Raw genomic sequence first — 15830 nt, 5'->3', positions numbered from 1 at the left:
CAGAAGCGGGACCGGCACGGCCTATCCGTGCGCAATCGCCCAGAGGAAAACCGGACCATGTCCTTCCCCCCAGGCCCCTTCCCGACAAGCATCAACGTCCAGGACTTCATCAACCGCCAGCCCTTGTCGCGCTTCCAGCTGACCGTGGTGGCCCTGTGCTTCCTCGTCGTCGCCGTCGACGGCTTCGACACGGCGGCCATCGGCTACATCGCCCCGGCGCTGAAGGCGCAGTGGAAGGTGACGCCGGCGCAACTCGGCTCACTCTTCGGGGCCGGGCTCTTCGGCCTCATGGCCGGGGCCTTCGTCTTCGGTCCGCTCGCCGATCGCGTGGGCCGCAAGGCCGTGCTCGTGGGCTCCACCCTGTTCTTCGGGCTGGCGAGCCTTGCATCAGCCACCGCGAGTTCGGTGGAGACGCTGACGTTCTGGCGCTTCGTCACCGGCATCGGCCTTGGCGGCGCCATGCCAGCCGCCATCACCCTGACCTCGGAGTACTGCCCGGAGCGCATCCGCTCCCGGCTCGTCACTGGCATGTTCTGCGGCTTCACCATCGGCGCGGCGCTCGGTGGCCTGGCCGCCGCCAACATCGTGGCCGACTGGGGCTGGCAGGGCGTTCTGGCGCTTGGCGGGATCCTGCCTTTGGCGCTGACTATCGCACTCCTCGCTCTGCTGCCGGAATCCGTCGGCTATCTCGTGCTGAAGGGCGGCCAGGACGAGCGGATCGCCACGATCCTCTCCCGGATCGCGCAGGAGCCTGGGCTCGGCGAAGCGCGCTTCGTGGAGGGGGCCCGTGCGCCGGGCTCCCCGGTCACCCGGCTCTTCGCCGACGGCCGCCTCGCCGGCACGCTGCTGCTGTGGGTCACCTTCTTCATGAGCCTGCTGGTCTTCTACCTGCTGACGAGCTGGCTGCCGACTCTGCTGGCCGCGTCCGGCCAGTCGATCAAGTCTGCGTCGCTCTTCGCGCTGGTCCTGCCGGTGGGAAGCACCGTGGGCGCGATTGTGATCGGCCTCTTGATGGACCGCTTCAATCCACATGTGGTGCTGTCGTTCTCCTACGCGCTGGCCGCGGGCTTCATCCTCCTGCTCGGCCATGCCACGGCCTCGCCCCTCCTGTTGATCGCCGCGGTGTTCGGCGCCGGCGTCGGGACGGGCGGTTCGCAGGTCGGCATCAACGCGCTCGCGGCGGTCTTCTATCCCACCGCGAGCCGGGCCACAGGCGTCAGCTGGGCCAACGCGGTCGGCCGCACCGGCTCGGTTGTCGGCTCCATGATAGGCGGTGTCCTGCTCTCCATGGGCTGGGACCTCGCCAGCGTCTTCGCCGTAGCCGCGATCCCAGCCGGCTTGGCGGCGCTCGCCGTCTTCGCTAAGGGCGCGGTCGGCTCCAGCCGGTCTTCGACGGCCGCGCCCGCAACTGTTCCCGCGGAATAGGGCGGCGATCCGTCCTGTTCCTCTCCCAAAGCCGACCGGCCAGGTCACCATGCGTGATCTGGCCTCAACCTCGTCCACGCTCGAGTCTGGCCATCCGCAACCTCATCGAGGGTCTGCGTCGCACCAGCAGGCTCAAGGTCTGCTCCTGGCGTACAGGAGAACATGACTGCTGACGCGAACCGTTGGCTCACGAGACTTTCGAAAACGCGGATGCCGGTTGCTCGTCATGGGGCATGCCCGGTCTGGTGATGGACCACGACGATCTTGCCGCGCGCGTGACCATCGCGGAGAGTGAGGTAGGCCTGCGGCACTTCGGAATAGGCGAAGCGGAGGGTCACGGTCGACGAGAGCTGTCCCTCGGTAAGGTGGTCGACGAGCTGCTGGAGGTCCCTTGCCGACGGCTGCAGGCGGACATAGTGGACGTCCACGCCCTCGCCGAAGGCGCTGGCGTCAGGCCCCATGAGCGTCGAGATGAGCCTGCCGCCCCGGCGAATGGCGCGCGCGACGGGAAGAAGGGCATCGAACTGATCGACGAGGTCGACAATCACGTCGACGCCACCAGGGTGGCTGGCGAGGATCGCCGCGACCGTGTCATCACGGGAATAGTCCACCACCTCGTCTGCGCCGTGAGCACGAACGAGGTCCTCGTCCTGGGCCGTCGCCGTGGCGATCACCCGGGCACCGCTCCGTTTCGCCAGTTGCGCGAGCAGGAGCCCGATCCCTCCTGTCGCCCCGATGATCGCCACCGTCTGGCCGGGCCGAAGATCAGCCTCCCGCAGGATGGCCAACGCCGTCATCCCGGCTTCCGGAAGGCTGGCGAGATCGGCAGCCGGGACTGTGCGGGGCGCCAGAACCATCGCGCTTTCGCTGTCGCACAGCACGTGCGTGGCCATTGCGCCGTGGGCCGGCGTCATGGCCACCACGCGGTCGCCGACACGCAGGTTCTTCACCTGCGGCCCAATGGCCGTGATCCTGCCGCACACGTCGCTTCCCGGCACGAAGGGGAAGGACACTGGCATGAACTGCGCCAGCACGCCGCTGATCAGTTTCAGGTCGAGCGGGTTGAGCGATGCCGCCTCCACCTCCACGACGACCTGTGCCCCCGCCGGCGAAGGCACGCCCATGGAGGTACGGCGAAGGTCGTCGACCGCCCCGTAAGCGTTGATCGCCCAGGCGCTACCGCCCGGCCCTGTGTCAGACATTGTTCGCTCCTGTCTCGATCGGATGGCATGACTGTTCGGCCGGCTCCGACGAGCGTCGGCAACCAAGGGCCGGTCCGGCGCGGCAGGTCACTTCTGCCCCTGCAAACCCTTGATGATTGGATCGACGTTGGGATCCGCGGCCAGCGTGCGGCGCGCGAACTTCCAGTGCCCGTCCCGCTTCACCAGTTCGTCGGTGAAGGTCGCGGTCCCGGTCACGGCCAGGGCCCTTCGGTCGAAGACCGTGAGGTAGCAGAACATCGTCGCATGATCGCCCATGACGCTGATCTCGTGGTTGGTGACGACGTGCCGCTTGTCCTTGGCGAAGGTCGCCAGCATGAACGCGTGCGCCTTGCGCAGTCCTTCGGGGCCCTTCGAGGTGCCCCAAAAGCCGACGAGTTCGCCATCGTTCGTGAAGGTCGCGACGAACTTCCCGGCATCCTCGGCGTCGAGCGAATTGTCGAAATGCGCACTCAGCTCGACGATCTCGGCCCTGTCCGCGGCCTCGAGCGCCCTGGCCATGTCGGTATGTGCCGTCTGTGCCCGAAGCGACGGCACTGAAACGGTCAGTGCAGCAGCGACGAGCAGCCACGTTGCCATGCGAAGCATAGAGACTCCTTTCGATGCGAAGCGCGGAAGCGGAAAGCCGGCGTGGGCTCTGGACGTCCTGGCTTTCGCCCGGCCGGGGCGCGGTGCGAAGCCGACCCTACGAATGGCGATACATTTCTTCAAATTTATTGTCTGAACGGCTATGCTTCACGGCATGAACATATCCAGCTTTGACTTCAACCGCGCCAAGGCTCTGCACTACCTGCTCGAGGAAGCCCATGTCGGGCGAGCCGCGGGAATCCTGGGCATTACCGCGGCCGCCGCGAGCAATGCCCTCCGGCGACTGCGGGAGGACTTGGGGGATCCGCTCCTGGTGAAGAGAGGCCGCGGACTGGTGAGAACGCGCATGGGAGAGGAGCTTCGCGGCCCGGCGCGCGACGTCGTCGCCGCTGCGCAGGTTCTTTTGCGCACCGCGACGCCGTTCGAGCCGAAGGCGTTCGAAGGGGAGCTTCCCATCGCGTTGGCTGAGCATGTGGCAGCGATGCTGCTGCCCCGGCTGGACAGGCTGGCTCGGGAGCGGGCGCCGCTGGCGATCCTGGCGATTTCCGCCGTTCCGCTCGACATCGCGGACTGGCTGAAGAAGTCAGGAGGCGTCCTGGTCGGGCTTGCCGGACCTTTCGCGGCCACCACCGACGGAGATGCCCTCGTCTCCGAGGACTTCTACCTGGAGCGGTACGTCTGCGCGATGCGCCGCGGCCATCCGCTTGCAGACCAGAGGATGGGCGAGGAAGCCTACACGGCGCAGGAGCACATCCTCGTCGTTCCCCGTGGTCTGACGAAAAGAAGCGACGTTGACGTCGCCCTCGATGCGAAGGGTCTGTCGCGCCGGGTGGCACGAACCGTACCCAGCTTCACCCTTGCGATCCCTCTTGTCCTCCAGTCGGATCTCATCATCACCATGCCCGAGCGCAGCGCCCATCAGTTCCGCGGGAGCGAACTCCTCATCAAGCCGATGCCGTTCGACCTGCCTGCGGGCGTCATGAAGTTGATCCTGCACCCCGCCCACAAGGAAGACGGTCGTACCGCCTTCCTGGGCGCGCTGCTGCGGGATGCGTTCGACGATGTGCCGCGTCCACCCTGACGCGGCGCCACAAGACCGGTGGGCCTCGCCGGCGGCAAGACCGTTCGCCGCGCGATGCCGAGAAGGCAATCGAGAACCTCGCGGCGTGACAGGGCGAGGCCGCGCCTCGATGATGGCCGCCGACCTCAGTCGGCTGGCGCAGACGCGCCGAGCTCACGGGCCATGCCGACCAGGGCCTTGAACGCGGCCGATGGGTTCTTCCTGGACGGATAGTACAGGCAGAGGGGCGCCATCGGCGGCGTCCAGTCTTCCAGGAGACGAACGAGCCGGCCCGCGACGATGTCCTCGCGTACGTCGGACTCGATGACGTAGCCGATGCCGAAATCGGCAAGCACGGCGCGCCTCACCAGGCTCACCTCGTCCAGCGTGAGGCGGCCGGCGACATCCATCTGGAGCGGCTCGCCGTCCTTCTCGAACCGCCAGCGATAGAGGCTGCCGTCGGGCAGGCGGACCCTGATGCAGGCGTGGCCGAGCAGGTCCGGCGGAACCCTGGGCTCGCCATGGGCCCGGAGATAGGCCGGCGAGGCGACGACTGCGTTGCGCCGGGGCAGCCCGAGCGGAACCGCGATCATGTCGGTGGGCACGAGATCGAGGCCGCGGATGCCGAGGTCAAAGCCGTCCGCGACGATGTCGACGAGCCGGCCTTCGGTCACGAGGTCGACCTGGACGTCCGGATAGCGGCTCAGGAACTCCAGAAGCAGCGGCGCGAAAATCTCGCGCGCCGCGGCCGCAAAGGCGTTGATCCGCAGTGTGCCGGACGGCGTGGCCTGATGCGAGCGCGCCCCGTCAATCGCTGCGTGGATGTCCTGCAACGCGGGAGCGACCTGGGCCACGAAGGTCCGCCCCGCATCGGTCAGCGAGACGCTCCGCGTCGTCCGGTTGAACAGCCGCACCCCGAGATCCCGCTCCAGCTTGGCAATCGCGTTGCTCAGCGCCGTCGTCGAGAGCCCGAGCTCCAGGGCCGCCGCGCGGAAGGAGCCTTTCCGGGCGATGGCCAGGACCGCTTCTAACTCGATCAGCCCGGGCCTGCTCATTGTCCCGCTTTTCGCAATATCACATCCAGCTTTGTGCCGATGATCGCGACAAAGGTCCACCTTAGATTGCGTCTACCGGATCATTCGCAGGAGACCACGATGACAATGCCCGACAGCGTAAGGACCTTCTTCGACGCCGAGCGCGTGGGTCCCGAGGCCTTGGCGGCCGCCTTCCTGGACGATGCCGTCGTGAGGGACGAACACACGCGCCGCGAGGGCCTCGCCGCCATCCGCGAATGGTGGACGGCCGCCAGGAGGAAGTACCAGCACACGGCGATGCCCATCGAGGTGACGGGAACGGGCGACACCGTTTCCGTCTGCGCCGTGGTGACGGGCCGGTTCCCCGGCAGCCCGGCGACGCTGACCTACGCCTTTACTCTGCGCGATGAGAAGATCGCCGCGCTGGAGATCGGCTGATGGCCGACTTCCTGAAGCTGCACGGCAAGCGCGTCCTCGTCTCCGGCGGAACGAAGGGTGCCGGCGCTGCCACCGTCGCGCTCTTCCGCGAGCTCGGCGCGAAGGTGCTCACGGCCGCCCGCTCGAAACCCGAAGGGAGGGGGGATGCGACCCTGCCGAAACAGACCCCTCTGTCGCCTGCGGCGACATCTCCCCCCGGCGGGGAAGAGATTGGAGCGCGCTCGTCCTTGTCATCCCCGGCGGCCCGAAGGGCCGGGAAGGGGATCCAGCGCCTTTCCGTCACGTGGGGGCCTGCGCCCCATGGCCCGTGGATTCCCTTCCCCTCCGCCGCTGCGCGGCTCCGGCCGGGAATGACAGGGACGAGCCCGGGCAGCTTCGCGGGAAGCGCGGGTCAGGAGACCCGCGCACCGGGGCGGGCGCCGGAAACCCTCCCCCGCGAGCGGGGGAGGGTAGGGAGGGGGGACACGACCCTGCCGAAACAGACCCCCCTCTGTCGCCTGCGGCGACATCTCCCCCGCGGGCGGGGAAGAGATTGGAGCGCGCTCGTCCTTGTCATCCCCGGCGGCCCGAAGGGCCGGGAAGGGGATCCAGCGCCTTTCCGTCACGTGGGGGCCTGCGCCCCATGGCCCCTGGATTCCCTTCCCCTCCGCCGCTGCGCGGCTCCGGCCGGGAATGACAGGGGGAGCCCCGGCAGCTTCGGGGGAAGGGCGGCTCCGGAGACACGCGCTCCGGGGCGTCAGGCGGCGCGGCCGGAGGGGCGGGTGCGGTCGCCGCGCCCGGCGAGCAGGCCCTCAACGGCGATGTCCTCATCGAGGTCTTCCCAGTGGATTCCCAGCGGGCTCAGCGTCCAGCCCGCGAGCTGCTGCGGCGTGGCGGCGGCGAGACGCGGGAACCACGCCAGCGGCACGCCGATCGTGCGGCCGTCGGAGAGGGCGACCCACATTTGAGAGTCGTCGAAGTGGACCTCAACCGGCGAAATGGTCATTGCTCCCGGTCAAAAGAACCACCATGGTCTTGTGGCGGTCAGGCTCGCGGCGCGTTCAGCATTCGTCATGAAATGCATGCCGTAGAAAGGGCATAAATTCCGAAGCAGTCTCGCCCTGACTGGGACGTACAGTTGATAATCTCGTTTGATGCCTAAGGTGTCACAGGCTTCATTGTAGGCTATCGCGTCTGCTGCTCTGTATTCTGTGGGTTCCGAAGATGTAATCCGGATTATTTCAGATCTTAATCGCAAGAGATCATTATGGTTGGGGAGAGGTAGTGATCTAAGCTCTGCAAGCAGCTCATAGTACTTGCGTCGGAGATCGCCGTGGGTTCGGGCCTGACCTCTATAGTCGTATACAAGGTCAATCGCTGCCAACAGCGCTGATATTCCAGCGATTACACCGGCGCTTACAAAAGACTCTAACAACGATGAAACACCAGCTGTTCCAAGCGCTACGATACAAAGTAGTAAGAATCTGCTTTTCCACTCATAGTACCGTAGTCGTGCTGAGTGAAGGAAAGCATTCCGGACCAAGTCGAATTCAATAGTCCCAAGTGTCACGGCTTCTCCGGCGGAGGAGGCGGAGGCGCGGGACGTACTTGTACTGTTGTTCCCTGGGGCGGATTGTTCGTTTGGGCCGAGTTCGGTGCTGGTCGAGGACCCATACTCAGTATGTTCAACTCCGGGAGTGTGCGGCGAGCCTCCGGATTCTTTTCGCCGTTGTCGTCGGTCATTCAAATCTACTCCCCTTCGTAAGGCTCAATCACGAAACAGGTTGTACTCACAAATTGATGATGTCTGGCCTGAAACAGTGTTCTATTTGGGCTGAGGAGGGCGCTTTACGCCGAGGGACCCTTTTGTGTCCGGAGCGGGCCTACTTTTCGGGCTTACTTTTTTTTTGACTTATTATCGGGTGCTTGGGTCAAAGCAGATCCCGCGACGCTCTTAGCAGCTTTGGACGACTTAGGGTTTGCCAAGATCTTAGCTGCTTTGGAGGCAGCTGATTTGGATGTCTTCTCGTTCTTTGCCATAGATAGAATTCCTTCTGAAAATCGATGACGATAAGCAACCAGCGACAAGAATTCGGCGCGCACTAACGTGCGCGCCGAATCAGAATACCTCAACTGCACCCAGTCGTCGCCCCACAAGTATCGCACTTCAAACACGTCCCGTTGCGCACCAGCGTGAAGTTCCCGCACTCGCCGCAGCTGTCCCCCTGGTAGCCCTTCATCATCGCCTCGGCGCGGCGGGCGCCGGGGCCGCTGGGGGCGGGGGAGGGCGCTGCCTCCCTCGTCGCGGCGGGGCGGAAGGGGAGGTCGGCGAGGCCGGCCTCGTCCAGCACGCGGTCCACCTCCTCGGCGACGTCGGCCTTGAGGGCCACGGTCTCGCCGGGGCGAAGAGCCGAGTCGGCCTTCAGCGCGGTGGCGCCGGAGGTGGGAAAGCCCGCCTGCGTGCTGATGCCGCGCAGTTCGCCGCGGACGTCGTTGGCGGCGCCGCCCTCGATGGCGAGCAGGCTCGTCGGCTTGCCGCGCACGAGGCCTTTCGAGACGATGCGCGCGGCCTGCGGCGACACGTGGCCCGCCGGGGCCTTGCCCTCGTCCTCGCCCTTGCCGAGCGCGTCGTGGCCGATGGCGTCGGGCGAGACATGCGCGAGGTCGGCGCGGGCGAGGTAGGAGATGGCGAGCTCGCGGAAGACGTAGTCGAGGATCGACGTGGCGTTCTTGATCGCGTCGTTGCCCTGCACGAAGCCCGCCGGTTCGAAGCGGGTGAAGGTGAAGGCGTCGACATACTCCTCCAGCGGCACGCCGTATTGCAGGCCGAGCGAGATGGCGATGGCGAAGTTGTTCATCAGGCTGCGGAAGGCGGCGCCTTCCTTGTGCATGTCGATGAAGATCTCGCCGAGACGCCCGTCCTCGTACTCGCCGGTGCGCAGGTACACCTTGTGGCCGCCGACGATGGCCTTCTGCGTGTAGCCCTTGCGCCTGTCGGGCAGCTTTTCGCGCTCGCGCAGGCGCTCGATGCGCTCCACCACGCGCTCGACGATCTTCTCGGCCACCACCGCGGCGCGCGCGGCGCTGGGCTGGGCGACGAGAGCCTCGAGCGCCTCGTCCTCGTCCTCCTCCTCGTCGGCGATGAGCTGCGAGTTGAGGGGCTGCGACAGCTTGGAGCCGTCGCGGTAGAGGGCGTTGGCCTTCAGCGCCAGCTTCCACGACAGGAGGTAGGCGCTCTTGCAGTCCTCCACCGTGGCGTCGTTGGGCATGTTGATGGTCTTGGAGATCGCCCCCGAGATGAAGGGCTGCGCCGCCGCCATCATGCGGATGTGGCTCTCCACCGAGAGGTAGCGCTTGCCGATGCGCCCGCAGGGATTGGCGCAGTCGAAGACCGGGTAGTGCTCCTTGCGCAGGTGCGGCGCGCCTTCCAGCGTCATCGCCCCGCACACGTGGATGTTGGCCGCCTCGATCTCGGCCCGGGAGAAGCCGAGATGAGGCAGGAGCTCGAAGGAGGGGTCCGCCAACTTCTCCGCCGGCACCTTGAGGGTGCCGGTGAGGAAGTCCTCCCCGAGCGTCCATCTGTTGAACACGAACTTGATGTCGAAGGCGGAGGCGAGGTTCTTCTCGACCGCCTCGATCTCGGCGTCGCCGAGGCCCCGGGCCCGCAGCGTCGTGTGGTTGATGCCGGGCGCCTGGGCGAGCGAGGCGTGGCCGACGGCGTAGGCCTCGATCTCGGCGATCTCGGCTTCCGAATAGCCCAGCGTGCGCAGTGCCTCAGGCACGGCGCGGTTGATGATCTTGAAGTAGCCGCCGCCGGCGAGCTTCTTGAACTTCACCAGCGCGAAGTCGGGCTCGATGCCGGTGGTGTCGCAGTCCATGACGAGGCCGATCGTGCCGGTCGGCGCGATGACGGTGGACTGCGCGTTGCGGTAGCCGTGCTCCTCGCCGAGCGTGAGCGCCTGGTCCCAGGCGCGGCGGGCGGCCGTCACCAGCCGGTCGTCCGTGCAGTTCGCGTGGTCGAGCGGCACGGGGGCGACGTTCAGGCCCTCATAGCCGGCGGTCTCGCCATGGGCGGCGCGCCGGTGGTTGCGGATGACGCGCAGCATGTGCCGGGCGTTCTCCTTGTAGCCCGGGAAGGGACCGAGTTCCTTCGCCATCTCGGCGGAGGTAGCGTAGGCGACGCCGGTCATGACCGCGGTGAGCGCGCCGCAGATGGCACGGCCCTCGGGCGAGTCGTAGGGGATGCCGGAGGTCATCAGCAGGCCGCCGATGTTGGCGTAGCCGAGACCGAGCGTGCGGTAGCGGTAGGAGAGCTCGGCGATCTCCTTCGACGGGAACTGCGCCATCAGCACGGAGACCTCGAGGACCACCGTCCACAGGCGGACAGCGTGCTCGTAGTTCTCGATCTCGATGCGGCCGTCATCGCCGCGGAACTGCAGCAGGTTCAGCGAGGCGAGGTTGCAGGCGGTGTCGTCGAGGAACATGTACTCCGAGCACGGGTTCGACGCCCGGATCCGCCCCGCCGCCGGGCAGGTGTGCCAGTCGTTCATCGTCGTGTTGAAGTGCAGGCCGGGATCGGCCGAGGCCCATGCGGCGTAGCCGATCTTCTCCCACAGGTCGCGGGCCTTCAGCGTCTTCGACACCTTGCCGTCAGTGCGGCGCACGAGGCTCCAGTCCGCGTCCGTCTCAACGGCCCGCAGGAAGTCGTCGGACAGCGAGACGGAGTTGTTGGAGTTCTGGCCGGAGACGGTGAGGTAGGCCTCCGAATCCCAGTCGGTGTCGTAGGTGTCGAAGCGGATGTCCGTGTAGCCCTGCCGGGCGAACTGGATGACGCGCTTGATGTAGCTGTCGGGCACCATCGAGCGGCGCGCCGCCTTGATCTCGCGCTTCAGGGCGGGGTTCTTCTCCGGCTCGAAGCAGCTGTCGGCGGGGCCCTCGCAGTTCACGCAGGCCTTGAGGATCGCCTTCAGGTGCTTCTGGGTGATCTTGGAGCCGGTGACGAGGGCGGCGACCTTCTGCTCCTCCTTCACCTTCCAGTCGATATAGGCCTCGATGTCGGGATGGTCGGCGTCGACCACGACCATCTTGGCGGCGCGGCGCGTGGTGCCGCCCGACTTGATGGCGCCGGCCGCGCGGTCACCGATCTTCAGGAACGACATCAGGCCCGAGGAGCGCCCGCCGCCGGCCAGCCGCTCGCCCTCGCCGCGCAGGGCGGAGAAGTTGGAGCCCGTGCCGGAGCCGTACTTGAACAGGCGCGCCTCGCGCACCCACAAGTCCATGATGCCGCCCTCGTTGACGAGGTCGTCGGCGACGCCCTGGATGAAGCAGGCGTGCGGCTGCGGGTGCTCGTAGGAGGACTTCGACTTCACCAGCTTGCCGGTCTTGAAGTCGACGTAGAAGTGGCCCTGCGACGGCCCGTCGATGCCATAGGCCCAGTGCAGGCCGGTGTTGAACCATTGCGGCGAGTTGGGCGCCACCATCTGGCGGGCCAGCATGAAACGCAGCTCGTCGTGGAAGGCGTGCGCGTCTTCCTCGGAGGTGAAGTAGCCGCCCTTCCAGCCCCAGTAGGTCCAGCAGCCGGCAAGCCGGTCGAACACCTGCTTGGCGGACGCCTCGGAGCCGGTGCGCTCGGCCTCGGGCAGCTTGTCGAGCGCGGCCTCGTCGGCGACGGAGCGCCACAGCCAGGACGGGACGTCGTTCTCCTCGACCTTCTTCAGGCGCGCGGGGACGCCCGCCTTGCGGAAATACTTCTGGGCCAGCACGTCGGAGGCGACCTGGCTCCACGCGGCGGGAACCTCGATGTTCTCGGCGCGGAACACGATCGACCCGTCGGGATTGCGGATCTCGCTCGTCGCAGCGCGGAACGGAATGTCCGCGTAGGGTGACTGGCCGGAAGTGGTGTAGCGCCGCTCGATCCGCATCTGAAGTCCCCTTTGGCGGGCGGCAATCGCCCGCAGAGCCGGTTGAGACCCGGCCCCTTGCCCCGCTCTGTTGTGCCTCTGGTCTACGCCGCGGCGGTTCGACCGCCTTGATTACCGCGTCCCTGCGGCGCCGTTCCGCCGCCTGTGCCGGGTGGCGCTCCGTCTGCTCTCCGGTTCCTCTGGGCGAGGGGTCCGGTCAGCCGGTCACGGGCGCCGTGCGACACTCCGATGAAGCTAGCAAACGCTCTTCCCACGTCAAGGTTTTGTGCTTTCGCAAAATGGCCACACCACATCTTGTGACCAGCCTGTGAACATCGGGGACGGCTCGGGAATATCCGCAAGCTTCTGATTCAACCCCCGGATTCGCAACGGCCAAGCTGCGAACAAGGCGTTGTTAACCCTGATTGCACGCTCTGAGCGTGGCAGCCCTGCAACATGCGTATCCACCGGGCTTGCATCAACGGACGGAATCGGAGTGTGGGCGGCTGCCTGAACCTCGACGCCGCCGAGTGCTCCGGCTGGTGATCGTGCGTCCGGACTGGACAGGGCCAGCCGGCATCGCCATAGTCCGCGCGCAATCCGGACCCGACAAATGAAGACCTTCCTGCTGCGCTTTTTCACCTGGTGGAGCGGCACCACCGTCGGAACGAGCTTCTACACCTCGCGCTTCGGCGAGAAGGTGGGGCAGGACGAGTTCGGCAACACCTATTACCAGACGGCTGGCGGCAAGAAGGATCCGGCGCTCGGCTTCGTGCGGCGCTGGGTGGTCTATGCCGGTGAGACCGAGGCGACGCGCGTTCCGCCAGGCTGGCATGCCTGGTTGCGCCACACGCGCCAGGATTCGCCGGTCGAAGAGAACTACCAGCCGCGTTCCTGGGAACTGCCGGCCCGCCCGAATCCGACCGGCACACCCGCCGCCTATCGGCCGCCGGGCTCGACGCTCCGCTCCGGCGAGCGCTCTCCCGTCGCGCAGCCCGACTACGAGGCCTGGACGCCGGGCTGAGACATCACACGCGTCCCGCCTTGCGCTTTTTCAACTGTTCCACCATCTCTCCAGCGACGCGTTCACGCGCGTTCCATTGATTCGTGATCCCGGCAGAAGCCGCTTTATTCGACATTGTTTTTAGCCGGCCATGCCCGGTCATTCATTGCGAGGTCCAGATGGACGACCCCGCCGACATTGCGGAACTCGTTCCTGTCGAGCCCGTGCTTGCCATCACCGCGCAGGCCGATGCCGAATTCGTCGCGGGCCGCTTCGGCACCGCTATCGCGCTCTACCGGCTCGCTGCCGTGCTGGATCGTGAGGATCCTTCGTTGCGCTCGCGGCTCGCCCACGCGCTGTTCTGCGCCGAGGATTGGGACGCCGCGTGGCGGGCCTACGATATCCGATTCAAGCTCGCACCCGCGCCCGACGTCTCCCGGCGCATGTCCGACGGGACGAGCACGCCCTACCCGCGCTGGCGCTCGGGGCCGCCCCCGCGTCGCTTGATGGTGCTGCACGAGCAGGGGCTCGGCGACACGATCCAGTTCAGCCGGTTCATCCCCGACCTGGTGTCCCGCGGCCCTACCGTCGTGCTCGTCGTGCCCGCCGGCCTCGTGCCCATGATGACCCGGATGAGGCTGCCCATCGACGTGCGCCCCCTCGACAGCCGGACGTCCATGGCGGGGCTGGACGCCTGGGTTCCCCTGCTCGACCTGCCGAAGCTGCTGGCGCTTCCCCCCTCCGCCTACACCCCGGCGAAACCGTATCTCTCCGCCGATCCCGCCAAGGTCGCTCTGTGGCGCGAGCGCGTGGGGTCGCATGGGCTGAAGGTCGGGTTCGCCTGGGCCGGAAACCCCGACAACGCCGGGGATTATGGACGCTCCGCATTCCCGGCGATTCTCGAACCCCTGGCCTCGCTGCCGGGGATCCGCCTGTTCTGCCTGCAGAAGGGAGGCGAGGAGGTGGCGGCGCGCACGGCGCTTGGGTCGGTGCTGGAGCCTCTTGGCTCCGATTTCGATTCGGGGCCGGAAGCCTTTGCCGATACCGCCGGGCTTCTCGAAACACTGGACGCGGTCGTGACGGTGGACACTGCGCTCGCCCATCTCGCCGGGGCGCTGGGGCGGCCGGTGCACCTGCTGCTGAGGCGGCCCTGGGCGGACTGGCGATGGCTCGGCCGTGAGTCGGACACGCCCTGGTACCCCACCATGACGCTCTACCGCCAGGACAGGGCCGGCGACTGGAGCGGACCGGTGGCGCGGGCCGCGGCGGCGCTTGCTGTTGATTCGTCGGCCACTTCAGCGCGGGAACCGCAGCGCAAGCCGCTGGTGCCCGTCTCGGTGGGCGACCTGCTGGACCGCCTCACGATCCTGGAGATCAAGGCCAGCCGCCTGCGCCACGGCCCGGCGCTCGCCAATGTCCTGGCCGAGCTCGGCGAGGTGCGCGCCGTGATCGGCAAGGAGAACCTCGGCGGGCTCGACGAGCCGCTGTCGCGGCTGCGTGACGCGAATCTCGCATTGTGGGAACTCGAGAACGAGATCCGCGCCCGCGCGACGGAGGGGAGCTTCGACCAGGGCTATGTCGACCTCGCGCGCGGCATCCACACCGCCAACGACCGCCGGGCCGCCATCAAGCGGGAGATCAACGCGCTGACGGGCTCGGCGCTCGTCGAGGAGAAGTGGTACGGCGGCTAGCGGCGGCCGCCCTTTCTCCGCCCCACTTGCCATGGTAAGCCTCGCCGCGTCGTGCGCCGGCAACTTCCGCGCGCGGTCGCGGCGGGCTGGATAGGACCGGATGGGATCGAGCTTTTTCCCGCGCCGACGGGCGGGCCTCATGGCGGGTGCGGTGATGGCCGCAATGCTGGCCTCGGCCCCCGCGCTGGCCGACAAGATCAAGAATCCGACGGCGATCTTCGCGGGGCTCGACAAGATCACCGGCCGCATCATCTCCTTCGAGGTCTCCGTCGACGAGACGGTGCAGTTCGGCGCCCTGCAGCTGACGCCGCGCGTCTGCTACACGCGGCCGCCCACCGAGCCGCAGAACACGACGGCGTTCCTGGAGGTCGACGAGGTCACCTTCACCAACGAATATCGCCGCATCTTCAACGGCTGGGTGTTCGCGGCGAGCCCCGGCCTGCACGGCATCGAGCATCCCATCTACGACGTCTGGCTCACCGGCTGCAAAGGCGGCACCGAGGTGATCGCGGAGGCGCCCGATCCCGACCGCGTCGAACCGCCGAAGCCCGGCGAGGCGACCGCCAAGGCCGCCGCGGCCAGGAAGACCCCGGCCGCTCCTGCGCCCGCGACCACGAGCTCCGGGCAGATCGGCGTCACGGCGCCCCAGGGCGTTCCCGTCGCGCCGCGCAAGCCGACCCAGCGCTTCTATCCGACGGAGCCCAAAGGCAACCCGACGCCTGGGCCCGCGCCGGTCGAATCGGCTCCGCTGGATACGCCGCCGAGACCGCCGGGGACGATCCCGAACTGATTCCCGCCGCCGGCCGGCGCGGGCTCACCCGAGCAGCGCCAGCACCTTTTCGCCCGAGGGGCCCGGGTCCGCCGGCAGCCTGAAGAAGTCCGCCTCGCGGTCCGTGGCGTCGTCGAGCAGCAGCCGGTAGCGGGCCCGGGGAACCTCCACCGCGCCGAAGCGGGCGAGATGCGCCGTCACGAACTGGGTGTCGAGCAGCCTGTATCCCCCGGCCCGCAGCCGCGCCACGAGATGCACGAGAGCCACCTTCGAGGCGTCGCGCTCGCGGTGGAACATGCTCTCGCCGAAGAAGGCCGCCCCGAGCGAGACGCCGTAGAGGCCGCCGGCGAGCGTGCCGTCCTTCCATGCCTCCACCGTATGGGCGCGGCCGGCGTCGAAGAGGCGGCCATAGAGGTCGCGGATGCGGCTGTTGATCCAGGTCTGGCGCCGACCCGGCGCGGGCGCGGCACAGCCGGTGATGACGGCGTCGAAGTCGCTGTCGATGCGGATCTCGAACTCGCCGGACCGGATCGTCCGCGCCAGCCGCGAGGGCACGTGGAAGCCGTCCATCGGAATGATGCCGCGTTCGCGGGGCTCGACCCAGAAGAGCGATGGGTCGTCGGCGCTTTCGGCCATGGGAAAGATGCCGGCCGCGTAGGCCCGCAGCAGGAGTTCCGGCGTGATGGCGTCAGCCATGATGCTCGTCCCGCGGCCGAGGGTATC

General features: G+C 67.4%; 12 protein-coding genes and 1 pseudogene. 7 read left to right on the top strand and 6 right to left on the bottom strand.

Annotated features, from left to right (window positions below; translation table 11 throughout):
* Nucleotides 1–57: 57 nt before the first annotated feature.
* Complete coding sequence (locus AC5JCN_RS09380) at nt 58–1425, top strand: MFS transporter (RefSeq protein WP_495754765.1); 1368 nt, start codon at nt 58–60, stop codon at nt 1423–1425.
* Between the two features lie 224 nt (nt 1426–1649).
* Here AC5JCN_RS09380 and AC5JCN_RS09375 read toward each other — a convergent pair whose 3' ends face one another.
* The gene (locus AC5JCN_RS09375) at nt 1650–2627 is read right to left on the bottom strand and encodes an NADP-dependent oxidoreductase (protein WP_495754764.1); all 978 of its coding nucleotides are present in this window, start codon (nt 2625–2627) and stop codon (nt 1650–1652) included.
* An 87-nt stretch (nt 2628–2714) separates the two neighbouring features.
* Nucleotides 2715–3233, bottom strand: coding sequence for a nuclear transport factor 2 family protein (locus AC5JCN_RS09370; protein WP_495754763.1), 519 nt, complete (start codon nt 3231–3233; stop codon nt 2715–2717).
* A gap of 154 nt (nt 3234–3387) precedes the next feature.
* Here AC5JCN_RS09370 and AC5JCN_RS09365 point away from each other — a divergent pair, with 154 nt between their 5' ends.
* A complete protein-coding gene (locus AC5JCN_RS09365) occupies nt 3388–4314 on the top strand; it encodes a LysR family transcriptional regulator (RefSeq protein ID WP_495754762.1) in 927 nt (308 codons plus the stop codon).
* A gap of 125 nt (nt 4315–4439) precedes the next feature.
* Here the strand turns inward: AC5JCN_RS09365 and AC5JCN_RS09360 are convergent, their stop codons facing one another.
* Nucleotides 4440–5348, bottom strand: a complete 909-nt coding sequence (locus AC5JCN_RS09360) for a LysR family transcriptional regulator (RefSeq protein WP_495754761.1) — start codon at nt 5346–5348, stop codon at nt 4440–4442.
* A gap of 99 nt (nt 5349–5447) precedes the next feature.
* On the opposite strand from AC5JCN_RS09360, the gene AC5JCN_RS09355 reads away from it, so the two are divergent.
* Both AC5JCN_RS09355 and AC5JCN_RS09350 read left to right on the top strand, forming a co-directional pair.
* Nucleotides 5448–5765, top strand: a complete 318-nt coding sequence (locus AC5JCN_RS09355; protein ID WP_495754760.1) for a nuclear transport factor 2 family protein — start codon at nt 5448–5450, stop codon at nt 5763–5765.
* Nucleotides 5765–5899 (top strand): annotated as a pseudogene (locus tag AC5JCN_RS09350) (short-chain dehydrogenase); the annotation flags it as partial. The gene AC5JCN_RS09355 and the pseudogene AC5JCN_RS09350, both read left to right, overlap by 1 nt.
* 602 nt (nt 5900–6501) lie before the next feature.
* On the opposite strand, the gene AC5JCN_RS09345 reads toward AC5JCN_RS09350, so the two are convergent.
* Nucleotides 6502–6750 carry a DUF2442 domain-containing protein gene (locus tag AC5JCN_RS09345; RefSeq protein WP_495754759.1) on the bottom strand — a complete coding sequence of 83 codons (249 nt, stop codon included), beginning with the start codon at nt 6748–6750 and terminating at the stop codon, nt 6502–6504.
* Nucleotides 6751–7873: 1123 nt separating this feature from the next.
* Nucleotides 7874–11665 carry a vitamin B12-dependent ribonucleotide reductase gene (locus AC5JCN_RS09340; protein WP_495754758.1) on the bottom strand — a complete coding sequence of 1264 codons (3792 nt, stop codon included), beginning with the start codon at nt 11663–11665 and terminating at the stop codon, nt 7874–7876.
* A gap of 592 nt (nt 11666–12257) precedes the next feature.
* Here AC5JCN_RS09340 and AC5JCN_RS09335 point away from each other — a divergent pair.
* The 3 genes from AC5JCN_RS09335 (at nt 12258) to AC5JCN_RS09325 (ending at nt 15128) form a co-directional block, all read left to right on the top strand.
* Nucleotides 12258–12668: an NADH:ubiquinone oxidoreductase subunit NDUFA12 gene (locus AC5JCN_RS09335; RefSeq protein ID WP_495754757.1), complete on the top strand. Its 411-nt coding sequence runs from the start codon at nt 12258–12260 to the stop codon at nt 12666–12668.
* A 158-nt stretch (nt 12669–12826) separates the two neighbouring features.
* Nucleotides 12827–14338 carry a DUF6165 family protein gene (locus tag AC5JCN_RS09330; RefSeq protein WP_495754756.1) on the top strand — a complete coding sequence of 504 codons (1512 nt, stop codon included), beginning with the start codon at nt 12827–12829 and terminating at the stop codon, nt 14336–14338.
* A gap of 100 nt (nt 14339–14438) precedes the next feature.
* Nucleotides 14439–15128, top strand: a complete 690-nt coding sequence (locus tag AC5JCN_RS09325) for a DUF2155 domain-containing protein (RefSeq protein WP_495754755.1) — start codon at nt 14439–14441, stop codon at nt 15126–15128.
* 24 nt (nt 15129–15152) lie between these two features.
* On the opposite strand, the gene aat is transcribed toward AC5JCN_RS09325, so the two are convergent.
* Nucleotides 15153–15803: a leucyl/phenylalanyl-tRNA--protein transferase gene (gene aat / locus AC5JCN_RS09320; RefSeq protein ID WP_495754754.1), complete on the bottom strand. Its 651-nt coding sequence runs from the start codon at nt 15801–15803 to the stop codon at nt 15153–15155.
* Nucleotides 15804–15830 lie beyond the last annotated feature (27 nt).

It is taken from the genome of Alsobacter sp., assembly GCF_059501845.1.
This window is presented reverse-complemented; position numbering and strand designations above follow the sequence as displayed.

Excerpts from the sequence above, each read along its gene's own strand:
- AC5JCN_RS09360 (WP_495754761.1), bottom strand. The coding sequence starts at position 5,348 with ATGAGCAGGCCCGGGCTGATCGAGTTAGAAGCGGTCCTGGCCATCGCC.
- AC5JCN_RS09340 (WP_495754758.1), bottom strand. The coding sequence starts at position 11,665 with ATGCGGATCGAGCGGCGCTACACCACTTCCGGCCAGTCACCCTACGCG.
- AC5JCN_RS09345 (WP_495754759.1), bottom strand. The coding sequence starts at position 6,750 with ATGACCATTTCGCCGGTTGAGGTCCACTTCGACGACTCTCAAATGTGG.
- AC5JCN_RS09330 (WP_495754756.1), top strand. The coding sequence starts at position 12,827 with ATGGACGACCCCGCCGACATTGCGGAACTCGTTCCTGTCGAGCCCGTG.
- AC5JCN_RS09370 (WP_495754763.1), bottom strand. The coding sequence starts at position 3,233 with ATGCTTCGCATGGCAACGTGGCTGCTCGTCGCTGCTGCACTGACCGTT.
- AC5JCN_RS09380 (WP_495754765.1), top strand. The coding sequence starts at position 58 with ATGTCCTTCCCCCCAGGCCCCTTCCCGACAAGCATCAACGTCCAGGAC.
- AC5JCN_RS09365 (WP_495754762.1), top strand. The coding sequence starts at position 3,388 with ATGAACATATCCAGCTTTGACTTCAACCGCGCCAAGGCTCTGCACTAC.
- AC5JCN_RS09375 (WP_495754764.1), bottom strand. The coding sequence starts at position 2,627 with ATGTCTGACACAGGGCCGGGCGGTAGCGCCTGGGCGATCAACGCTTAC.
- AC5JCN_RS09335 (WP_495754757.1), top strand. The coding sequence starts at position 12,258 with ATGAAGACCTTCCTGCTGCGCTTTTTCACCTGGTGGAGCGGCACCACC.
- aat (WP_495754754.1), bottom strand. The coding sequence starts at position 15,803 with ATGGCTGACGCCATCACGCCGGAACTCCTGCTGCGGGCCTACGCGGCC.
- AC5JCN_RS09355 (WP_495754760.1), top strand. The coding sequence starts at position 5,448 with ATGACAATGCCCGACAGCGTAAGGACCTTCTTCGACGCCGAGCGCGTG.
- AC5JCN_RS09325 (WP_495754755.1), top strand. The coding sequence starts at position 14,439 with ATGGGATCGAGCTTTTTCCCGCGCCGACGGGCGGGCCTCATGGCGGGT.